Origin of the sequence: Rhizobium sp. Root708 (assembly GCF_001429725.1) — a bacterium.
Classification (GTDB): Bacteria; Pseudomonadota; Alphaproteobacteria; order Rhizobiales; family Rhizobiaceae; genus Rhizobium.
Genome location: NZ_LMHV01000002.1, coordinates 31,241 through 49,497, shown reverse-complemented (window position 1 = coordinate 49,497; position 18,257 = coordinate 31,241). Strand labels below are relative to the sequence as shown.

Genomic DNA, 18,257 nt, shown 5'->3' with positions numbered 1-18,257 from the left:
GGGGCGGCCACGGGAAGAAGGCAGGCTCCGATGCCTTGTTTAGAAGCAAGGTTCTTGAGGCCTGCGAGTTTTAGCCATTGGTTTTATCGTTCTCATTAACTGTATCGAAACGGGACAACTAGATTTAACCACTCATTTGTCATTGCAACTGTAGCGTCGCTCGCAACTCTAGCGGAGGATGGCATGCGCACTCTCAGTTCCGATATGTCCCACCTCTCGGGGCAGCATTTCACGCGGCGCGTCGTCTATCCCATGGCCGGTATCATGATCGGCGTGATTATCGTGGTGATCGGTTTCCTGATCCTCTCCGCCCGCCAACAAAATCAATTGGAGATCGAAGGGTCCACCCGGCTTGCTTTGACCGCGCTTCAGGTGAAAGCTCGTGAGGTCGGTCGTAACCTTCGGGACTACACAATTCGGCCTGACGTCCACGAGCATGTCCGTGATCGTATCGACCTGGATTGGGCCGTCACCGACGGCAACATTGGTGCCAACATCTACAAGGATCTCGGCTACGAGATGGTGTTCGTTGTCGCTCCCGGAGACAAGACGCTCTACAGCCTTATCGATGGCGTCCCGACGAAGATGGATGCTCTCGAAGCAATGCCTCGCGGTCTTCGCGACCTTTTGCATGTGGCAGCAATTCAGCCGGATCCGACCACAAGCCTGATCAAATCCGGAAACGATGTTTACGTTGTTGCCGCCAATGGCATCCTTCCGCCGTCCGTTGATCGCTCGAGCATCAATCCCCGGGATCTCACAATGCTCGTCTTTGCCAAGCGGCTGGACCAGAAGTTTCTTGACAGGATGGGCCATGACTACCTGCTGAGCGATCTTACGATCTCGCTCGACAATCAATTCGGCAAGGAAGCATCCATTCCGCTTCTGACGCAGAACCGGATGTATCTTGGGACGATATCCTGGTCCCCGCCAAAGCCGGGCAACCAGTTGCTTGGCTTCATTGTGCCACCTCTAGGGCTGGCATTGCTAGTACTTGCAGCATTCTCGGTGCTTGTCGTCAGGAACGCCCGTAGATCGACGAGTGCCCTGGAGGAGTCGGCCACTCGCGTAAGTCACCTTGCGCATCACGATGCTCTTACAAGCCTTCCGAACCGAGTACTCTTCAGGGAACGGTTAAATGTCGCGCTTGCCCCCGCAATGGCGACGTCCACATCGGTTGCGGTAATTTGTCTGGATCTCGACAATTTCAAAGAGGTCAACGATAGCATGGGCCACGCCGCTGGTGATCAACTCCTGCAGCAAGTTGCGGAACGTCTGGCATCCTGTGTCGCCTATAGTGATACGGTCGCTCGTTTGGGGGGAGACGAGTTTGCGGTCATACAAATCGGCGCAAACCAGCCGCATGATGCTGAAGAGCTGAGCCGAAAGCTGATCGATGGCCTTCGTACACCTTTCATTGTCGAGGATCAGATTCTTCATATCGGCGTCAGTATCGGCATCGCGTTGGCGGACACCAAAGACCGCATACCCGAGCGCCTGTTAAAGAATGCCGACATTGCCCTCTATCGGGCAAAGCAGGGCGGACGTGCCACCTATCGGATATTCGAAGCGCAGATGGATGCCGAACTTCAGGAGCGGCGGGCTCTTGAGTACGATCTGCGCCAAGCGGTCTTGAAAAACGAACTCGAACTTCACTACCAGCCGCTTATCGATCTGGAGCACCAGACGGTCGCCGCTGTCGAGGCACTGGTTCGATGGCGTCATCCGGTGCGCGGTTTGGTTTCCCCTGCGGATTTCATTCCGTTGGCGGAGGAAACCGGGCTGATTGTAGCAATCGGTGAATGGGTGCTCGAGACAGCCTGCAGCCAGGCGATGTCATGGGATCGATTGCGTATCGCCGTCAATCTGTCTCCGGTTCAGTTTCGGAATCGCGAGCTTGTCGAGACAGTGCGGCAGGTTCTGCAGAGGACAGGCTTGGAGCCGGATCGACTGGAACTCGAGATTACCGAAAGCATCCTTATCAACGACACAGGCGCAGCGCTCGACATCCTGAACGGGTTGAAAGCGCTTGGCGTGAAGATCGCCATGGATGACTTTGGGACCGGCTATTCGTCGCTTGGCTACCTCAATTCGTTCCCGTTCGACAAGATCAAGATCGACAGATCGTTTATCGGCGACCTGAGCGACACAGAAAAATCCGGAGCGATCGTCAAGTCCGTGATCGGTCTCGGGCAAAGCCTTAAAATGGTGACCACGGCTGAGGGCGTTGAGACTTTCGAACAGGCTGCATTCTTGCGACAACAGGGATGCGACCAGGTGCAAGGGTTCTACTTTAGCAAGCCCGTAGTAGCTGCAGAGCTTTCAGCATTCGTCGAACGCTGGAATTCAGGCAACCAACAGACACGCACCCAGATTGAAGCTGCCTGAACGATGATGCCGATCACGAATTCACGAGTGTGACGTCTCATTCTCAGGCACCTGGAAGTCTCAAGGCGCGCTCACGCTGGTCCGTCCCGGAAACGCTCCAGCATTGTCGACGTCGGACTTCGATGTTCCAACAACAAGACAGAGACCCGTCGCTGAGCCCGTCAGTCCGAGTTGGACCGCTTGATCCCGTGGCATTATCGCTTACACCTTGGACCTTTCCGGCTATCTGACGCTTCCGATAGGCTCGCAGCCATATTGCGACGGCAAAATGGCCTTTTCGCCAATCGTCACCTCCGTCTCGGCACTTTAGGATCGCCAGCCGTAGCGTCGATCGCCATCGTCCTCGGGTAGTGTCCGCATGGATTGTCGATTGCCCCGAAGCCGCGATTTGTCAGCCGCCTTCTCGACGCCCGAGACTTGATCGCTTGACACAAAAGCAAAGTGACTTAATCTAGTCGGTGGATCGAGGAGACCCGCTGTTGTGGAGGCAGCGGCTCGGATGGGATCCTGAATCGGGAGGAAATACTGGTGAAGAAAAAGGCAATCATGCTCGCCCTTCTGGCGGGTTCGTTCCTGGCCGCGCCTGTTATCGCGGCGGCTCAGGATCTGATCACGGGCGACATCGTCGGCAAGGCCGACGCGCCAAACAAGCTCATTTTCCGCATGACCACCGACGGCCCGCGCAACAACGAGCCTGTTTATGCCGAGGGCTACAGCAAGCTCTTCAACGATTTCATCGCCAAGCGCCCTGACTGGCAGATCGAATTGCAGATGATGTCGGGCGATATCGGCCAGGAGCAGGCGCGCATGCTCGAGCAGGCGAAGTCGGGTTCGGCGCCCGATTGCGCCGCGGTCGATTCCTTCGTGCTGCCGCTCTTCAAGAAATCCGGCGTGCTGCAATCCTTCTCGCCCTACTTCAGCAAGGAAGAGATCGGCCAGCTGTTTCCCTTCATCCGCGAGGGGATCACCGGTGATGACGGCAACATCTATGCTTGGTGGTGGTCGACAGATCTACGCGTACTCTACCGCAACAAGGAGATCGTACCCGACGCGCCTCAGACCTGGGACGACCTGAAGAAGGCCGCGCTGCATTCCGTCGACGAAGGCATGGAGGGTATCCTCTTCAACGGCGGACGTTACGAGGGCACGACCTTCGACTGGCTCGCCAATTTCTGGGGCCAGGGTGGAAAGCTGGTCGATGATCAGGGCAAGCCGATCTTTGGCGAGGGCGACAACCGCGAGAAGTTCATCAAGGCGGTAAACTACTATCGTGGCCTCGTGGAATCGGGCGCAGCCCCCAAGCGCGTCGCCACCATCGGGAACTACGACGACTTCAACGCTGCCGCTACAGCGGGAACCACCGCGCTCTTTGTGGGCGGCAACTGGCAGTATGCGCAGCTGAAGGCGGCGCTCGAGCCGGAGGAGTTCGCCAAATGGACCTTCTCGCCGCTTCCCGGCCCGACCGCCAATGAACGCTCGACCGGCACCGGCGGCTGGACCGTCGCGGCCTTCAGCAAGGATGCCGTCAAGGTCAAGGTCTGCGCCGACCTTGCCCGCGAAGTCTATATGGGGCCGGCCAATGCGCTTCAGGAACAGCTGCCGACACGCGCCGATCTCTATGACAAGTACGAGGTCTTCTCGACACCGGCAAACAAGACCTTCGCCGAAGCCCTGAAGGTCGGGCAGGCGCGGCCGGGGGCTGCCGTCTATCCCGAAATATCCAACCAGATCCAGATCATGATGGGCAAGGTGCTAACAGGCACCCAGGCGACGGAAGCCGCCGTCGACGAGGCTTTCACCGCCTCGCTCAGCGCCTTCAAACGGAGCTGAGCTGATGATCGGTGGCGCGGGGTAACCTCACCCGCGCCACCGATACCGACTGCCTGACCTCAATGACACATAACCGGACGGATCGATGACCAATCTCAGCATTGCGGCCGAGACTGCGCCTACCGGAAGCAGGCTTGCCGCGCGAAAATTCTATCCTTCCCCCGCGCCCTGGCTGATGCCGCTGATCCTGGTCCTCGGGGTCTTCTATCTCTACCCGCTGATCGACGTCTTCCGCTTCGCCTTCACCAACATATCGATCGTCGGCAACGACGAGGAATATACGCTGCGGACGATCGTCAACACGCTTTCGAAGCCTGAGCTGCTGCAGATCCTCTGGGTGACGCTCGTCTTCACCGGGTCCAGCGTCATTGCTCAACAAGTGCTCGGGCTGTTCATCGCCCAAGTCGTCGTGCGTAGCGAAAAGCGTGGCCTGTTCGGCTCGACCATCGTGCGCACCACGGCGCTTGTCGCCTGGGTGGTCCCGGGGATTGCCGGCGGCATCATCTGGAAGATGCTGTTCAACGAGGCGCCCTTCGGCGGTCTCAACAGCCTGCTCAGGATGCTCGGCGCCGCCCCCGTTCAATGGCTGTCCGACCCGAACATGGTCATGTGGTCGGTCGTCATCTCCAACGTCTGGCGCGGAACGGCGTTTTCGATGGTGGTCATGTATGCCGCCATCAAGGCGATCGATCCGGAGCTCTACGAAGCGGCGGAAATGGACGGCGCCAATCCCTGGCAGCGGATGATCTACATCACCCTGCCGCAGTTGCGCGCGGCGATCCTCGTCAACATGATCCTGATCACCATCCAGACGCTGAACACCTTCGATGCGATCATCTCGCTGACCGGTGGCGGCCCAGGCCGGGCGACCGAGGTTCTTTCGCTCTATACGTTCAACGTCGTCTTCAGGAATTATGATCTGGCGGCCGGCGCGGTGCTGTCGATCCTGATGCTTGTCATCAGCCTCAGCCTAGCGCTCGTCTATGCCCGCTTCCTGCCGAAGGGAGAACCAGTATGATCAATTCGAGACAGGAACGCATTGGAGATCTCTTCAGCTATCTCTTCATGCTGATCACCTTCCTCTTCTTCGCCTGGCCGCTGGTCTGGCTGCTGTCGCTGGCGCTGCGTACCCGCAAGGAGGTGTTTCTCGGCGTCTCCAGGCTGATCCCCAAGTCGCCGACGCTCGACAATTTCATCGCTATTCTCTCTTCCGACAAATTTGCGGGCTATCTGTGGAACGCGCTCATCTTGTCGGCCTCCAGCGCGATCGGCTGCCTGATCGTGGCATTGCCGGCGGCTTACGCCTTCTCGCGCTTTCCTTTCCGCGGCAAGGGGCCGTGGATGATGGTGTTGCTTGCATTCCAGATGATCTCGCCGCTCGTCATCATGGTGCCGCTCTACCGCTACATGGCGAAGATCGGCCTCACCGACAGCCATTTCGGCGCGACGATGGTCTATATCGCGCTTGCCGTGCCGATGGTGACGTGGATACTCAAGGGCTTCATCGACGGCATTCCGCGCAGCCTGGACGAAGCGGCGCTGATCGACGGGTGCAGCCATTTCGGCGTCTTCTGGCGGATCATTCTGCCGCTCTCGACGCCGGGGATCGCCTCCGCCTTCATCATTTCCGTCATCGCTGGCTGGTCGCAATTCCTGGTGCCCTTCCTGCTGATCAGCAAGGAAGCGCTGATGCCGATCGGCGTCGGCATCTTCCAATATGCCGGAACCCAGAACGATAGTTCCATCCAGCTGCTGGCGGCCGCCTGCCTCGTGTCTGTCGTGCCCGCCATCGTCGCATTTCTTTCGCTCCAACGCCTCATTCTCGGCGCCATGACGGCCGGTGCCGTCAAGGGCTGATATCTTTCAAACCTCAGGATATGATCATGTCGCTTACGCTTGCCCAACGCCTCGACCGCATCCGCGTCCGCATGTCGGAACTCGAACACTGGCGCGCCCGTGAAACCGTTCAGATCGTCGATTGGACCTTCGACGGCGAACCGATCGCGATCGGCGGCGCATGGCCGCGCAAGGATGGTACGGTCAGCTTCGCCGCCTCGGCACGCCTGCCGGAACATTGGCCGGTCGAGGAAGCCCGGCTCAGCCTCAACCTTGGCGGCGAGAGCCTGATCACCATCACCGACGAGGCCGGAAACGAAACGCGACTTGGGCTCGACCCCTATCACCAGGAATTCCGCCTGACGTCGCGCCGGATCGCCATCTCCTCGGAAACGGTCGCGCGCCTGCCGTTCGGCGAACCCGTCCGCGCACCAAGGCTCGAGCGGGCGAACCTTTTGTGGCTCGACGGGCCGGTCGACCGGCTGTGGCTGCTCCTGCGCCAGATCTCCGAGGCGATCGACACGTTGGAGGGACATGAGGTCATTCCGCATTTGCTTGACATTGCCGAGGCTGCCATGCGCGGCCTCGACTGGCCGTCATCGACAGCAGCCTATATCGCGCGCATAGCGCCATCGACCGGCCAGCAGAAAATCTGGCAACTGCCCGAGCTCGAAAGCGCCCCCGACGGCCTCAACCAGGGGCAGCGCGCCAGCGTGGTTACGGCTTACGACACGCTGATCAAGGAACTGAAACAGCTGCGCGAACGCTTCCCGCCGCAGGGCGAGATCGCCCTGACCGGTCACGCGCATATCGACCTTGCCTGGCTGTGGCCTTACCGCGAAACCCGTCGCAAAATGCGCCGCACCTTCCACACGGCGCTCTCGCTGATGGAGCAGTCGTCCGACTTCCGCTTCAACCAGTCGACGGCGCATTATTACAACCAGATCGCCGAAGACGATCCCGAACTTCTGAAGCGCATCGTCGAGCGCGTGAAGGAAGGGCAGTGGGAAACGCTCGGCGGCATGTGGGTCGAGCCCGACACCAACATGCCCACGGGCGAGAGCCTCAGCCGGCAGATCCTCTACGGCCAGCGCTACTTCGAAAAGACCTTCGGCGTTCGCCACAGCGTCTGCTGGCTGCCGGATTGCTTCGGCTTCTCCGGCGCCCTGCCTCAGCTGCTGCGCCAGGGTGGGATGAAGAGCTTCTTCACGATCAAGGTGAACTGGTCGGAGACCAACAAATTCCCCACCGACCTCTTCTGGTGGGAGGGCCTCGACGGCAGCCGGGTGCTCACCCACACCTTCGACAATCCGATGCATGGCTATAACGGCTTCGTGCAGCCGGATTGCTTCGTGCCCACCTGGCGGAACTTCCAGCAGAAGGACAAGCACGAGACGACGCTTCTGGCCGTCGGCTACGGTGATGGCGGCGGCGGCGTGACGCCGGAGATGATCGCACGCGAGGAGCAGCTGCGCGCCTTCCCGGCACTGCCAGCCGCGCGCTGGACGAAGGTGCACGACTTTTTCGAGGGGGCGCACAAGAGTGCCGCCGAAAGGGAGCTCACGACGTGGCAGGGCGAGATCTATCTCGAGCTGCACCGCGCGACGCTAACCAGCCAGAGCGTCGTCAAGCGCCTGCACCGCAAGGCCGAACGCAGCCTGATCACCGCGGAAACCCTTGCCGGGCTGGCGCATCTCATGGGCGGCGAGAAGCCGGCCTCGCTGGAGAGCGAATGGCGCGTCGTCCTGAAGAACGAGTTCCACGACATTCTGCCGGGCTCCTCGATCGCCGAGGTCTATGCCGACAGCGCTGAAGAACTCGACGGCGTGATCGCCGACGGCCAGGCCGCGCAGGCAAGTGCGCTCGCGGCTATCGCCAAACAGTTGCCGTCTGGAAGCGGCAGCAACGTGCTGGTGGTCAATCCGTCGCTTGACGAACGGCCCATCAGGCTGACGTTGGCCGATGGCAGCCACGTCTCGTCGCGCGACAGCATCGCGCCGCTCGCCATCGCCGTCATCGACATCGCCTCGCTGAAGGCGCAGCCGGGCCTTTCGGCGAGCAACAGCCACCTCGAGAACGAAACGCTGAAGGTGACGCTGGCCAAGGACGGCTCGATTGCGAGCATCCTGCACAAGCCAAGCGGCCGCGAGCCGCTCGAAGGCGCCGGCAACCGGCTGTTCGTCTACCCGGCGGACAAGCCGCGCAATTGGGACGCCTGGGACGTCGAGGAGGATTACGCCGCGCGTGGCGAGGAGATCACTGCGCTTGATAGCATCGAGCTGATCGAAAACACGGCGCACCGCGCCGCGATCAAGATCGTGCGCACCTGGCGCCACTCGCGCATCACGCAGATCCTGTCGCTCGGCGCCAATGCCCGTCGATTGGATATCCAGACCGAGCTCGACTGGCACGATCGCCGTGCCTTCTTGCGCACGCTGACTGATGTTGCCGTACGCAATGCGCGCGCCACCTGCGAATGCGCCTATGGCGTCGTCGAGCGGCCCACGCACTCGAACACGTCGTGGGACGCGGCGATGTTCGAGGCGCCGGCGCATCGCTTCGCCGATCTCTCGGAGCCGGGCTTCGGCGTCGCGATCCTCAACGACGCGAAATACGGCCATAGCATCCGGGGCAACGTGCTTGGCCTCTCGCTGTTACGCTCGCCCATCTACCCGGACCCGCTGGCCGATGAGGGGTTGCAGAGCTTCACCTACTCTCTGATGCCGCATGAGGGCTCGTGGTACGAGGGCGGTGTGCGCGAGGAGGCCGACGACCTCAACCAGCCACTGCTGGCGATGGCCGTGTCCGACCGCGCGGTCGGGACGTGGCAGCCAATCAAGGCTGAAGGTATCGACGCGGCGCTTTCGGCTATCAAGCCTTGCGAGGATGGTGATGGCCTGATCCTGCGCGTTTACGAGCCAGCAGGCCGCCGCGGCGCTTTCGGCCTGACGCTGCCGCAGGGATGGCGCAACGAGGGAACGGTGAGCATTCTGGAAGAGCCGATGCGCGATGTGCCGGTCGAGGGGTTGATGCCGTTCCAGGTGAAGAGCTGGCGTATTTCGCGATAAGTCGAAGTCAACGAATGGTCGGAGCCCGGTCATGGAGTGGCTGGGCTCTTTCCGTTTGTGACACAATGACTTAGTCTCGATAGATCTTGTGGCAGTTCAACATGCCGGACACAGGCAAGGAGAAGATGGAAGTTGCAGGTTTCGGGCTCCAATCCTGAGCAGGCGGCGGCGGCCAATCGGGCCATGATCCTGAGCGCGATCCATCGCGGCGGGCCAATTTCGCGCACCGAGCTCGCGGCGCGATCGCGGCTGACCAAGCAGGCCGTGACGCGGATCGTCGAGCGCCTGCTCGACGAGGGCCTCGTCATGGAGGCGCGGCGCAGGCATGGGTTGCGCGGGCAGCCGGCAATCGAGCTGGAGATCGATCCGGAGGGCGTGTTTTCGATCGGCGCCAATATCGACCGCGACCACCTCACCATCGTCGCCGTCGATGCTGCCGGCACAGTGCGCGGTCGCATTCACCACGAGGCGCGGTTTCTGCTGCCGAATGATTTCGCGGCACTGATGGCCGATGCGCTGTCTTCGTTCCGGCGGCGCAAGATCATCGAGGAGAGCCGGCTGGCCGGCATCGGCCTCGCCATCCCTGATTGGCTCGGCGAAGTGCCAGTTATCGGCTTTCCGCCGGAATACCGGCGCTGGAGCGGCTATGACGTACGCGGCGCGCTGGAGGCGATCTCCGATCACCCGGTGTTCATCGACAATGACGCCAACGCGGCGGCTTTGGGGGAGATCGAATACGGGCTTGGCACCGAGATCGGTAGTTTCTTCTACATCCTGGCGAACGCCTGCCTGGGTGGCAGTCTTGTGATCGATGGCATCCGCCACAAGGGCGCCAGCGGGATCGGCGGCGAAATCGGCTGGCTGCCGGTACTGTTCGACGACGGGCCGTTTGCCGGTAGCACGCAGCCGCTCGGCGAAATGTTCTCGCTCTTCATCCTGCTCGACCACCTGAAGCGCAATGGCGTCGAGGCGTCCACACCGGCCGACCTCCTGGCGCTCGATGCGACAGGGCGCGCGATCGTCAGCGCATGGCTGCGCAAGGTCAGCGTCAAGATCGCCCAGGCGATCGTTCATATCGGCATGATCGTCGATCCCGAGGGTGTCCTCATCGGCGGCCGCTTCCCTGTCCGGATCATCGACGAGCTGCTGCTCTACGTTCACGAGGAGATCGGCCGCCTCGGCGCCAAGGCGCCGTCGCTGCATCGCGCGGCCGGCTCGGAGGATGCTGCGGCACTCGGCGCCGCGGCCATTCCGCTGGCGCATCGTCTCGGCCTTCCATCGGCCGAACCGGCGCAGCGGTTCCGCAATCCGATCGGTGGTCTCGCGAACAGCCCTGAACGGTGGCCTGCGACCGACTGACGTCGTCAGGCCGGAAACAACGTCTCGGTGAAAGGTCGAAGGGCAGCACCCAGGGCCACGCCATCTTTCGGATGGGTTGCCGGTTGCACTGCCGGGATCCAGGGGGCGATCACCAGATCGCGGATTTTCTCTTCCCGCTCGCGCGCCATGCGCGATATCACCGACGCTAGAATGTCATCGGGCAGGGACCCGCCGATGAGGATGGCGCCGGGAGCGATGAAGCCGGAGATTGCCAGAACCGCTTCGTGTAGATGACGCGCGGCAATCTCCAACCAGCCGTTGGCGGATGTCGCTCGCGCGAGATGTCGCTGCAGCGATGGTAGCGTCGCCATCTCGTTCAGACTTGCGCCGTCAATGCCGGACCGCATCTCGCCGATTTGACCGGCTTGTCCGTGCATGCCGTGAAACGGGCGCCCGCCGATGAAGAGGCCGGCGCGAACCGTATCGTCGATCAGGATTGTGACAAGGCCGCCTTCCACATCGCCGATTCCGAGCATACGCTCCGCGTTGATTGCTGCCTCGCTGTCTTCTAGGAAGAACAGTGGACCAAGCGGCCGACCGATGGCCGCCTCGATGGCAGAGCGCGCCGAAACAGTCTCCGGCGACAAGGCGATCCCGCAACCGACCAGGCTGGCCGTTACCCGAGCGTTGGAGATCATGTCGGCGACCGCGTCCGCGATCATGTCCAGGCGTGTCACGTGCTCTTGGCGCACGATGGAACATGCAAGATCAAGCATAATGATTTCGCAGCCGTCTGCGCCCAGGCGGAGACCCAACGAAAAGGCTGCGTCGGGACAGAGTGCGAATTCGGCGGCGGTGTAACGTGTCGATGTGATACGCTTGCGGCCCATTACAAAGCCAGCATCCGCTAGCCGCTGGGTGATGCCAGTGATCGCAGGCTCGGTCAACCCGAGGTGCTTGGCAAGCTCTTGGCGCGTCAGTGGTCCGAACCTGCGCAACAGTCCGAGCGTCGTGCGGGAATTGTGATCGGCGATATCGGCCGGACTGATGCCGGGACGATTGTCGGCAGGAATGCGGCTCATCGGGATGCCGGATATGGAAAGCCGCCGCGACGTCTTCAATTGCGAAATTCCTCGAAACAGGTACTCGGTCCGGCTCACCGCCGCGCCCAATTTGTGCGGGTTATTTACATACTGCCTGCAGGTATCGCGCAAATACGCGATGGCATCAAGCAAGGCGAGGATCTTTGCTTGAACCGTCGCGAGACCTACGCAGTCGTAGCATCAAGCATGCTCTTTGATGGATGGCACCGCGTTCGATCCGTGCGATCTTTCTGCTGGTTGTTCGACGAGCGAGTGGGGGATTGGCTGCTCCCGTTCAAATGAGGGCAGCATGCCGACCGAACGCAGGCTGCTGTGGAGGCGTGCCGCCTGCGCCTTACCGGGCTCCAGGAAGACATGAGCGGCGACTTTCGTGTGAGATACGCACGTCGCGGCGATAAGAGACCGACCCCGCTTGGCGATCACCAACCGTACTTGAAAGCGGTGGACGGCTCGATCTAGCTTCATGTGAAGCCGATGGGCAATGTCAGGGCCTTGGCCTGGAAAGCCGGCTTCCGATAGTCCGTTGCTCCTTGGACGGGACGGAGCCTGCCGCGGCAGGGCCGTCCGGCCCGTGGGACTACTTTGTGTGGTCCAACGAAATTAAGCGTAGGTCGCTCGGCTCGCCCGGTCAGGCAGCAAGCCATTCCATCCCTTCAGCCTTCATCGATTTTTCGAGATCGCTTCCTTTTGTCGCGAAGACTCGTCTTACGGGAAAGCCGCTTTTTTCGAGCACATAGCCGAGGGGAGCGTATTCGCGCGGATAACGGTTGACGACCTCCGGATCGATATCGCGGTTTCCAGATGGGAAGGTGAACGACCCCATGTCGTAGATGCTCTGACGGTTGACGATTTTCCAGACTCCCTGGCGCTTTTCGATCCTGTCATAAAATCTGTTGTGATTGACGCAGCCTATCCCCAGATCGATGTTTTCGCCAACGATCATGGCATTGGTTTCAGCAATAGCCTTGCCGCCGTTGAACGTTATGACTGGCGATGTGATGACGTGCTTGTTCTTAAAACTGGACGCCCCCATGCGCATCGAGGCGTCCACGAAATCGTCGAATCTACCCTCGAACCATGTGACCTCGATCACGCCGTCGTCATGAAACAGCTGTCGAAGATTGTCCCATTGGGCAAGGTCGCGGTGAATCCATCCAATCATCAGATCGGATATCGCAATACGGTCTTCCAAACTTTCGCTCATTTTAGATCTCCAGGGCGTAGAATTCTCGCGATGAATGAAAAAATAGCGGGAAGTGATAGATTGCGGAAATATCCGAAGTAGTGGTTGCCAAGTTGAAAGCGTCCGGTCCGGTCTCCCTGAGCGGACGCTTTTCAACTTTTCCGTTGGTCCCGCCTCGACCGGGTCTTTTTATTCCGGCGATGTCGTTCTATTCCCTTGTGGCCGGCTACTGGGCGGCCCACTTCATGACGAAATCGGGGTAGCGGTTGCCGACGATGGCTCCGGGTGAAAATGCGCGATCCAGTTCGGCCTCGGAGAAATCTACTTTGAGCGCCTTGATATTATCGGCGATCCGCAACGTACGATCGGCAGACGGTACACCAGACCGGAGGCGCATAACCTTGGTTCAGGCCGCTGCCTCCTCATCGCCCCGTTCACGGTGTCGCAGCGCCATAGTCCTTCCGCTTCTCTCGAAAATGGCTCGGTGAAGCGCCGATCACCCGTTTGAACGCACGGCTGAACGACGCCTCCGAATCGTAGCCGAGCCGTTCGGCGACCGCTGCCACGCGCTGCCCCTCACGCAGCCATTCATGGGCCTGGTGCATCCGCATCCGCGCCACATAACGCGCCGGTGTCTCGCCGACGACGCTGACGAAGCGCTGGGCGAAACCCGAGCGCGACGCGCCCATGTGGCGCGCCAGTTCGTTCACGCTCCAGTCGTGCGCGGGGTCGAGGTGGATCGCCGCCAGCACCCGCCCGACCTCCGGGTTGCGCACGGCGGCGAGCCAGCCGCTGGCGTCGCCGCAGCCATGCTCCACCCATGTGCGGATGATCGTCGCCGTCAACACGTCGGCGAGGCGCGACAGGATACCGCCGGCGCCCACCCGGTTCATTTCGACCTCCCGCATCATGGCGTCGAGAAGCGGCGGGATCGTCGGCTCGCTCTTGGCGAGATCGCTGGTGCGCATCACATCGGGCATCAGGTTGAGGAGCGGATGGCGCTTGTCGACATTGAAGCGCATCACTGCGAAAAAGATGAGATTGTTGCTGTCGGTGCATGGACATTGCAGGTCCACGATGCCATCGCAGAGCGGCTTGCGCGGCAGGCAGTCGACCGGGGTCGGCGAAATGCCCGGTTCGCTTGCCAGCACATGCGCATCGCCGCGTGGTAACAGCACGGCGTCGCCGGGGCGCATCTCCGTCCACTCGCCATCAGGTGCCTGCAGATAGGCGCTGCCCGCCGCCAGGAAGTGAAATTGCGCTTCGGCCTTCGCCGGATAGGCGGTGGCCCAAGGCGCTGATGGCTGGCAGCGACCATATTCGACGCCGTCGAGCCGCAGCCCGCGCAGCATCTCGGTCAATGGATCGGTCATCATGGCCTCCGGCAGGTTTGGACGAATTGTTATGCTTTATAGCTTTTCCGGCATGGAAACGCCAGATGCTTGAGCGTAGCGTCGCCGCAGAAATGACGGAGATGCATATGAACATTCACTCGGAGATCAACCGTCCAGCCGTGAAGGGTGAGACACCTGCTGCATGGGCAGGCGTTGTTTCGCTGTCGCTTGGTGTATTTGGGCTCGTCACGGCGGAATTTCTACCCGCGAGCCTGCTGACACCGATGTCGCATGACCTTGGCGTCAGCCTCGGCGCGGCCGGACAATCGGTGACGGCCACGGCCGTGGTCGGCGCGCTGGCCGGGCCGGGCATCGTGCTCGGCACGGCCCGCTTTGATAGACGCTACACGCTGCTGGCGCTGACCAGCCTGCTCATCATCTCGAGCCTGATCGCCGCCACGGCAAACGGGCTGGTGACTCTGCTCCTGTCACGCGCGCTGCTCGGCGTCGGGCTTGGCGGCTTCTGGGCAATGTCACTGGCGCTTGCCATGCGCCTCGTGCCGGAGCGGCTGATGCCGCGCGCCATGGCGATCGTCATGACCGGCGTGTCCGCGGCAACCGTCTGTGCGGCGCCTGTCGGAGCCTGGGTCGGCGAGGCGTTCGGCTGGCGAGCGGCCTTCTGGATCGCCTCAGCGCTTGGCGTTGTCGCATTCGTCGTCCAAGCGTTGACGCTTCCGGCCATGCCGCCGACAGGTTCGGCCGGCCTAGGTACGATGGCCTCGGTCTTGCGCCGTCCGGCCATCCGGCTCGGCCTCGCCACAGTGCTCTTCGTCGTTGCCGGTCACTTCGCGGGCTTCACCTTCATCCGCCCCTTTCTTGAAACGGTGCCGCATTTCGGCGTCGAGGCGATTTCCGGTATCCTTCTCGCCTTCGGCATTGGCGGCTTCCTCGGCAATATCGCCGGCGGCCTGATCGCTGAGCGCAACACGACGCTCGCCATGGCGCTTGCCGCCAGCGGCATCGCGGTCACCACCTTCCTGCTTGCCTTCGCCGGTGAGGCGCCGGCGCTGGCCGCCGCCGCGACAGCCCTGTGGGGCTTTGCCTTCGGTGCATTGCCGGTCAGCGTGCAGAGCTTCGTCACACAGGCGGCCGCCGATGAAGCGGAGAGCGCCGGCGCCCTCATGCTGACGACGTTTCAGATCGCGATATCGAGCGGCGCCGTGCTTGGCGGGCTTATTGTGGATATCCAGGGCGCGGCGGGCGTCTTCGCCTTCGCCGGCGTCGCTGCCCTGCTTGGCGCCACCCTGATCAGCGTCGCCAGCCGCCGCAGGATGGCAACTGCGGGCTGAATGCTTGAGACCCGCGCAGCGATGAGCCGCGCGGGTCTTTCAGGTGGCCGTTTGCAGATAGGGAAACCAGTTGACCTGGCCCCGGGTGGGACGTCTGGCCGGCAATCGATCCAGGGTTTTGAGCCCTGGTCGTATTCTCTCCAAAGCCGGAAAGATTCGCGGGATCAATGCAAGCCGAACTCGTTGAGGAGTTCCTGGCGCAGCTTCACGAACTTGCTATCGCTTCTGTTCCTCGGGCGTGGCAGGTCAACTTCGATCTCGTGCGTTCGGGCCTTGTCCTTGGAAAGGATCAAAACCCGGTCGGCAAGGAAGACCGCTTCCTCGAGATCATGCGTCACGAGGATCATGGTGACCGCTTCCTCGCTCCAGATGCGGGCAAGCTCTTCCTGCATCGAGATCTTCGTCATTGCATCAAGTGCGCCGAACGGTTCATCGAGCAACAGGATCCCAGGTTGGACGGTCAAGGCTCTGGCGATGCCGACCCGTTGGGCCATGCCGCCGGAAAGCTGCGATGGCAGAGCTTCCGCGAAATCGGCAAGACCAACGAGCTTCACATAGCGCGCGGCGAACTGCCTTGCCGCAGCTTTTTTTACACCGCGGTTCTCGAGCGGAAAGGCAACGTTGTCGAGGACCGAGAGCCAGGGTAGCAGCCTTGGCTCCTGGAATATTACGGCGCGGTCGTTGCCGACGCCACGGATCGGTTGGCCGTCAACCGCGACCTCGCCACTATCGGCATCCTCCAGACCGGCCAGCACCCGCAGGAGCGTTGTCTTGCCCGAACCGGACGCGCCGACGATTGCGAGGCACTCGCCCGGACGCACCCGATTATTGACGCCGCTCAACACGTTCAGCTGACGTCCATTGATGGAGTAGGATTTGGAGAGATTCTTGATCGAGACTTCACCACGGGGTGCCACGTCAGCAAGCGCCATGTTAATCACTCCTCTAGTTGGCGGCGGCAAAGTTTGCCGGATCGTAGAGAATGTCTTCGGCCTTCAGCTTGCCGGCAGGCAGCGTTCCACCCCGTACAAGGATGTCGATCCAGAACTGCAGGTCGCGAGGAATTGTCTTGCCGCCTTCGCGAACGCCGTAGCCGGTGAAATACTGGGCGATCTCCGCATTCTCGCCGCGCGCCGAAAGGGCCTTGGCGATCGCTGCCTTGGTTTCCTCGGGGTGAGTACGAGCAAACTCCAGGGCGTCCTGGGATTTCTCGACGAAGATTTTGGCCGCCTGCGGATGTTCCTTGATCCAGTCGCGGCGCAGGACGACGAAGCCGCCGGCGATTTCGCCGAGAACGTCGGTGTCTCCAAAGACCTTTTGCAGCGGGCCGTTCTTGAGAGCGGCACCCTCGAATGTCTTTTGCCAGTAGCCGAAGGCGGAGATATCTACCTGCTTGGAGCGAAGAACCTGTTCCAGCTGCGGCCCGGGCACGACGACGAGCTTGGCGGCATTCTCCTTGAGGCCAACGGAATGAAGCGCCTCGCGGACAGTGTAGTCGAGGTGCGCGCCAAGCGTATTGACGGCGATCGTCTTGCCCTCGAGGTCCTTGATGGACTTAATCGGGCTACCTTCCAGGGTATAGAAAATGCTTTCAGTCGTCTTGTTGATCCCGTTCGACGCATAGGCGGCAACGAAGTCGTTACCGCCGGCGATGGAATTCAAGACAGCGGCCGTAGCAGCGCTCCCAAGTTCCACGTTGCCGGATGCCAACGCAAAAAGCGACGCCGGCCCGCCCTGCGCATAACCGACGTCCTGCAAGGTGATGCCGGTTCCCTTGAAGTATCCGAGAGCATCCGCCAGTTCGTGTGCGGAAAGACCACCCTGACTTGAGAGATACCGGATCGTCACTTGCTCCGGATCGGCGGCAAAAGCCACGCCCGCTGGGATGGAAATGGAAAGCGTGGCCATAACGGCGGCCAGCCGTGTGAATGAACGGCGCGATATCAACGTCATTGTGTGTGCTCCATCGAGAATTGGATTGGTGTGTTTAGGGAAACTAGGATCTGGGCCTGGACCAGCGGCAAAGCCGGGCCTGCAGCAATTCCAAGACAAGGTTTGCCAAGAGCCCCAGGAGCGCCAGCAGCAAGATCGCCGCGAACATCAGCGGAATCTGGAAATTGTACTGCGCGTTCATCACCTGGAAGCCGACACCGGAGTTCGCCCCGATCATTTCCGCCGCAATGAGCAGCAAAAGCGACGTGGTGGCGCTGAGCCTCAAGCCGACGAAGATCTGGGGCAGGGAGGCTGGCAGGACGACGCGACGGAAGATCGTCAGCGGCTTTGCTCCGTAAACCCTCGCCATCTCGAGAAGCTTCGGATCGACCTGCTTGACGCCGCCAATGGTGGCGAGAAGGATCGGAAAGAGCGTCGCCCAGAAGATCACGAAGATCTTTGATGTCTCGCCAAGGCCGAGCAGCAGGATGAAAACCGGATAGAGTGCCAGGGCTGATGTCTGCCGAAACAGCTGCAGGATTGGGTCGAGGCTTCGCTCGATCAGCTTGACCTGTCCCATGAAGAGGCCGAGCGGAATGCCGACGACCGCAGCGGCCCCAAAGGCGATGCCGGCCCGCTGAAGACTGATCGCGATATCGTTTAATAGCGGACCGCCATTGATGCCGCTCCAGAGTGCCGTCAGGATCGAGCTTAGCGTCGGCAGGACCGCTGGGTTTGTCCAACCCATCGCGGGTGCTATTTGCCAGAATACTGCAAATGCAATGAGCAATCCCCATCGCGACAGGAAACTGATTGACCCGGGTAACAGGACGTTTGTCGGGAAGGCCCTTGATGCCAGCGTCTCGCGAAATGTGGGGACGTATCTCTGTTCGGTTTCAAGTGACATCGTTATC

At 61.1% G+C, this 18,257-nt stretch carries 14 protein-coding genes; 7 read left to right on the top strand and 7 right to left on the bottom strand.

Annotated elements, in window-relative coordinates; all coding sequences use genetic code 11:
* Positions 1 to 183: 183 nt before the first annotated feature.
* From ASE04_RS02470 to ASE04_RS02445, 6 genes are all read left to right on the top strand, one after another.
* Complete coding sequence (locus ASE04_RS02470) at positions 184 to 2,388, top strand: bifunctional diguanylate cyclase/phosphodiesterase (protein ID WP_056811440.1); 2,205 nt, start codon at positions 184 to 186, stop codon at positions 2,386 to 2,388.
* 546 nt (positions 2,389 to 2,934) lie between these two features.
* Positions 2,935 to 4,218 (top strand): extracellular solute-binding protein, encoded by a 1,284-nt coding sequence (locus ASE04_RS02465; protein WP_056811834.1) that lies wholly within the window; start codon positions 2,935 to 2,937, stop codon positions 4,216 to 4,218.
* A gap of 85 nt (positions 4,219 to 4,303) precedes the next feature.
* Positions 4,304 to 5,236: a carbohydrate ABC transporter permease gene (locus ASE04_RS02460; protein ID WP_056811437.1), complete on the top strand. Its 933-nt coding sequence runs from the start codon at positions 4,304 to 4,306 to the stop codon at positions 5,234 to 5,236.
* Positions 5,233 to 6,075, top strand: a complete 843-nt coding sequence (locus ASE04_RS02455; RefSeq protein ID WP_047503834.1) for a carbohydrate ABC transporter permease — start codon at positions 5,233 to 5,235, stop codon at positions 6,073 to 6,075. Before ASE04_RS02460 ends, ASE04_RS02455 begins: the two co-directional genes overlap by 4 nt.
* Positions 6,076 to 6,101: 26 nt before the next feature.
* Entirely contained in the window at positions 6,102 to 9,122 is a 3,021-nt protein-coding gene (locus ASE04_RS02450; RefSeq protein WP_056811434.1) for an alpha-mannosidase, read from the top strand.
* Between the two features lie 183 nt (positions 9,123 to 9,305).
* Positions 9,306 to 10,481 (top strand): ROK family transcriptional regulator, encoded by a 1,176-nt coding sequence (locus tag ASE04_RS02445; protein WP_244490321.1) that lies wholly within the window; start codon positions 9,306 to 9,308, stop codon positions 10,479 to 10,481.
* Positions 10,482 to 10,486: 5 nt separating this feature from the next.
* On the opposite strand, the gene ASE04_RS02440 is transcribed toward ASE04_RS02445, so the two are convergent.
* The 4 genes from ASE04_RS02440 to ASE04_RS02430 form a co-directional block, all read right to left on the bottom strand.
* Complete coding sequence (locus tag ASE04_RS02440) at positions 10,487 to 11,563, bottom strand: ROK family transcriptional regulator (protein WP_056811429.1); 1,077 nt, start codon at positions 11,561 to 11,563, stop codon at positions 10,487 to 10,489.
* Positions 11,564 to 12,173: 610 nt separating this feature from the next.
* Positions 12,174 to 12,749 (bottom strand): nuclear transport factor 2 family protein, encoded by a 576-nt coding sequence (locus ASE04_RS02435; RefSeq protein WP_056811425.1) that lies wholly within the window; start codon positions 12,747 to 12,749, stop codon positions 12,174 to 12,176.
* A gap of 205 nt (positions 12,750 to 12,954) precedes the next feature.
* A complete protein-coding gene (locus ASE04_RS30560; RefSeq protein WP_156408682.1) occupies positions 12,955 to 13,125 on the bottom strand; it encodes a hypothetical protein in 171 nt (56 codons plus the stop codon).
* Between the two features lie 37 nt (positions 13,126 to 13,162).
* Positions 13,163 to 14,101 (bottom strand): AraC family transcriptional regulator, encoded by a 939-nt coding sequence (locus tag ASE04_RS02430; protein ID WP_056811422.1) that lies wholly within the window; start codon positions 14,099 to 14,101, stop codon positions 13,163 to 13,165.
* A gap of 107 nt (positions 14,102 to 14,208) precedes the next feature.
* Here ASE04_RS02430 and ASE04_RS02425 point away from each other — a divergent pair, with 107 nt between their 5' ends.
* Positions 14,209 to 15,411, top strand: a complete 1,203-nt coding sequence (locus ASE04_RS02425) for an MFS transporter (RefSeq protein WP_200960674.1) — start codon at positions 14,209 to 14,211, stop codon at positions 15,409 to 15,411.
* 164 nt (positions 15,412 to 15,575) lie between these two features.
* On the opposite strand, the gene ASE04_RS02420 is transcribed toward ASE04_RS02425, so the two are convergent.
* The 3 genes from ASE04_RS02420 to ASE04_RS02410 are packed head-to-tail and all read right to left on the bottom strand — an operon-like array spanning position 15,576 to position 18,250.
* Positions 15,576 to 16,343: an ABC transporter ATP-binding protein gene (locus tag ASE04_RS02420; RefSeq protein WP_056811420.1), complete on the bottom strand. Its 768-nt coding sequence runs from the start codon at positions 16,341 to 16,343 to the stop codon at positions 15,576 to 15,578.
* A gap of 13 nt (positions 16,344 to 16,356) precedes the next feature.
* Positions 16,357 to 17,364, bottom strand: a complete 1,008-nt coding sequence (locus tag ASE04_RS02415; RefSeq protein ID WP_156408681.1) for an ABC transporter substrate-binding protein — start codon at positions 17,362 to 17,364, stop codon at positions 16,357 to 16,359.
* A 43-nt stretch (positions 17,365 to 17,407) separates the two neighbouring features.
* Entirely contained in the window at positions 17,408 to 18,250 is an 843-nt protein-coding gene (locus ASE04_RS02410; protein WP_056811418.1) for an ABC transporter permease, read from the bottom strand.
* Between the last annotated feature and the right edge of the window lie 7 nt (positions 18,251 to 18,257).

Coding starts and splice junctions, on each gene's coding strand:
- ASE04_RS02470 (WP_056811440.1), top strand. CDS start 184: ATGCGCACTCTCAGTTCCGATATGTCCCACCTCTCGGGGCAGCATTTC.
- ASE04_RS02465 (WP_056811834.1), top strand. CDS start 2,935: ATGCTCGCCCTTCTGGCGGGTTCGTTCCTGGCCGCGCCTGTTATCGCG.
- ASE04_RS02460 (WP_056811437.1), top strand. CDS start 4,304: ATGACCAATCTCAGCATTGCGGCCGAGACTGCGCCTACCGGAAGCAGG.
- ASE04_RS02455 (WP_047503834.1), top strand. CDS start 5,233: ATGATCAATTCGAGACAGGAACGCATTGGAGATCTCTTCAGCTATCTC.
- ASE04_RS02450 (WP_056811434.1), top strand. CDS start 6,102: ATGTCGCTTACGCTTGCCCAACGCCTCGACCGCATCCGCGTCCGCATG.
- ASE04_RS02445 (WP_244490321.1), top strand. CDS start 9,306: ATGATCCTGAGCGCGATCCATCGCGGCGGGCCAATTTCGCGCACCGAG.
- ASE04_RS02435 (WP_056811425.1), bottom strand. CDS start 12,749: ATGAGCGAAAGTTTGGAAGACCGTATTGCGATATCCGATCTGATGATT.
- ASE04_RS30560 (WP_156408682.1), bottom strand. CDS start 13,125: ATGCGCCTCCGGTCTGGTGTACCGTCTGCCGATCGTACGTTGCGGATC.
- ASE04_RS02430 (WP_056811422.1), bottom strand. CDS start 14,101: ATGACCGATCCATTGACCGAGATGCTGCGCGGGCTGCGGCTCGACGGC.
- ASE04_RS02425 (WP_200960674.1), top strand. CDS start 14,209: ATGAACATTCACTCGGAGATCAACCGTCCAGCCGTGAAGGGTGAGACA.
- ASE04_RS02420 (WP_056811420.1), bottom strand. CDS start 16,343: ATGGCGCTTGCTGACGTGGCACCCCGTGGTGAAGTCTCGATCAAGAAT.
- ASE04_RS02415 (WP_156408681.1), bottom strand. CDS start 17,364: ATGACGTTGATATCGCGCCGTTCATTCACACGGCTGGCCGCCGTTATG.
- ASE04_RS02410 (WP_056811418.1), bottom strand. CDS start 18,250: ATGTCACTTGAAACCGAACAGAGATACGTCCCCACATTTCGCGAGACG.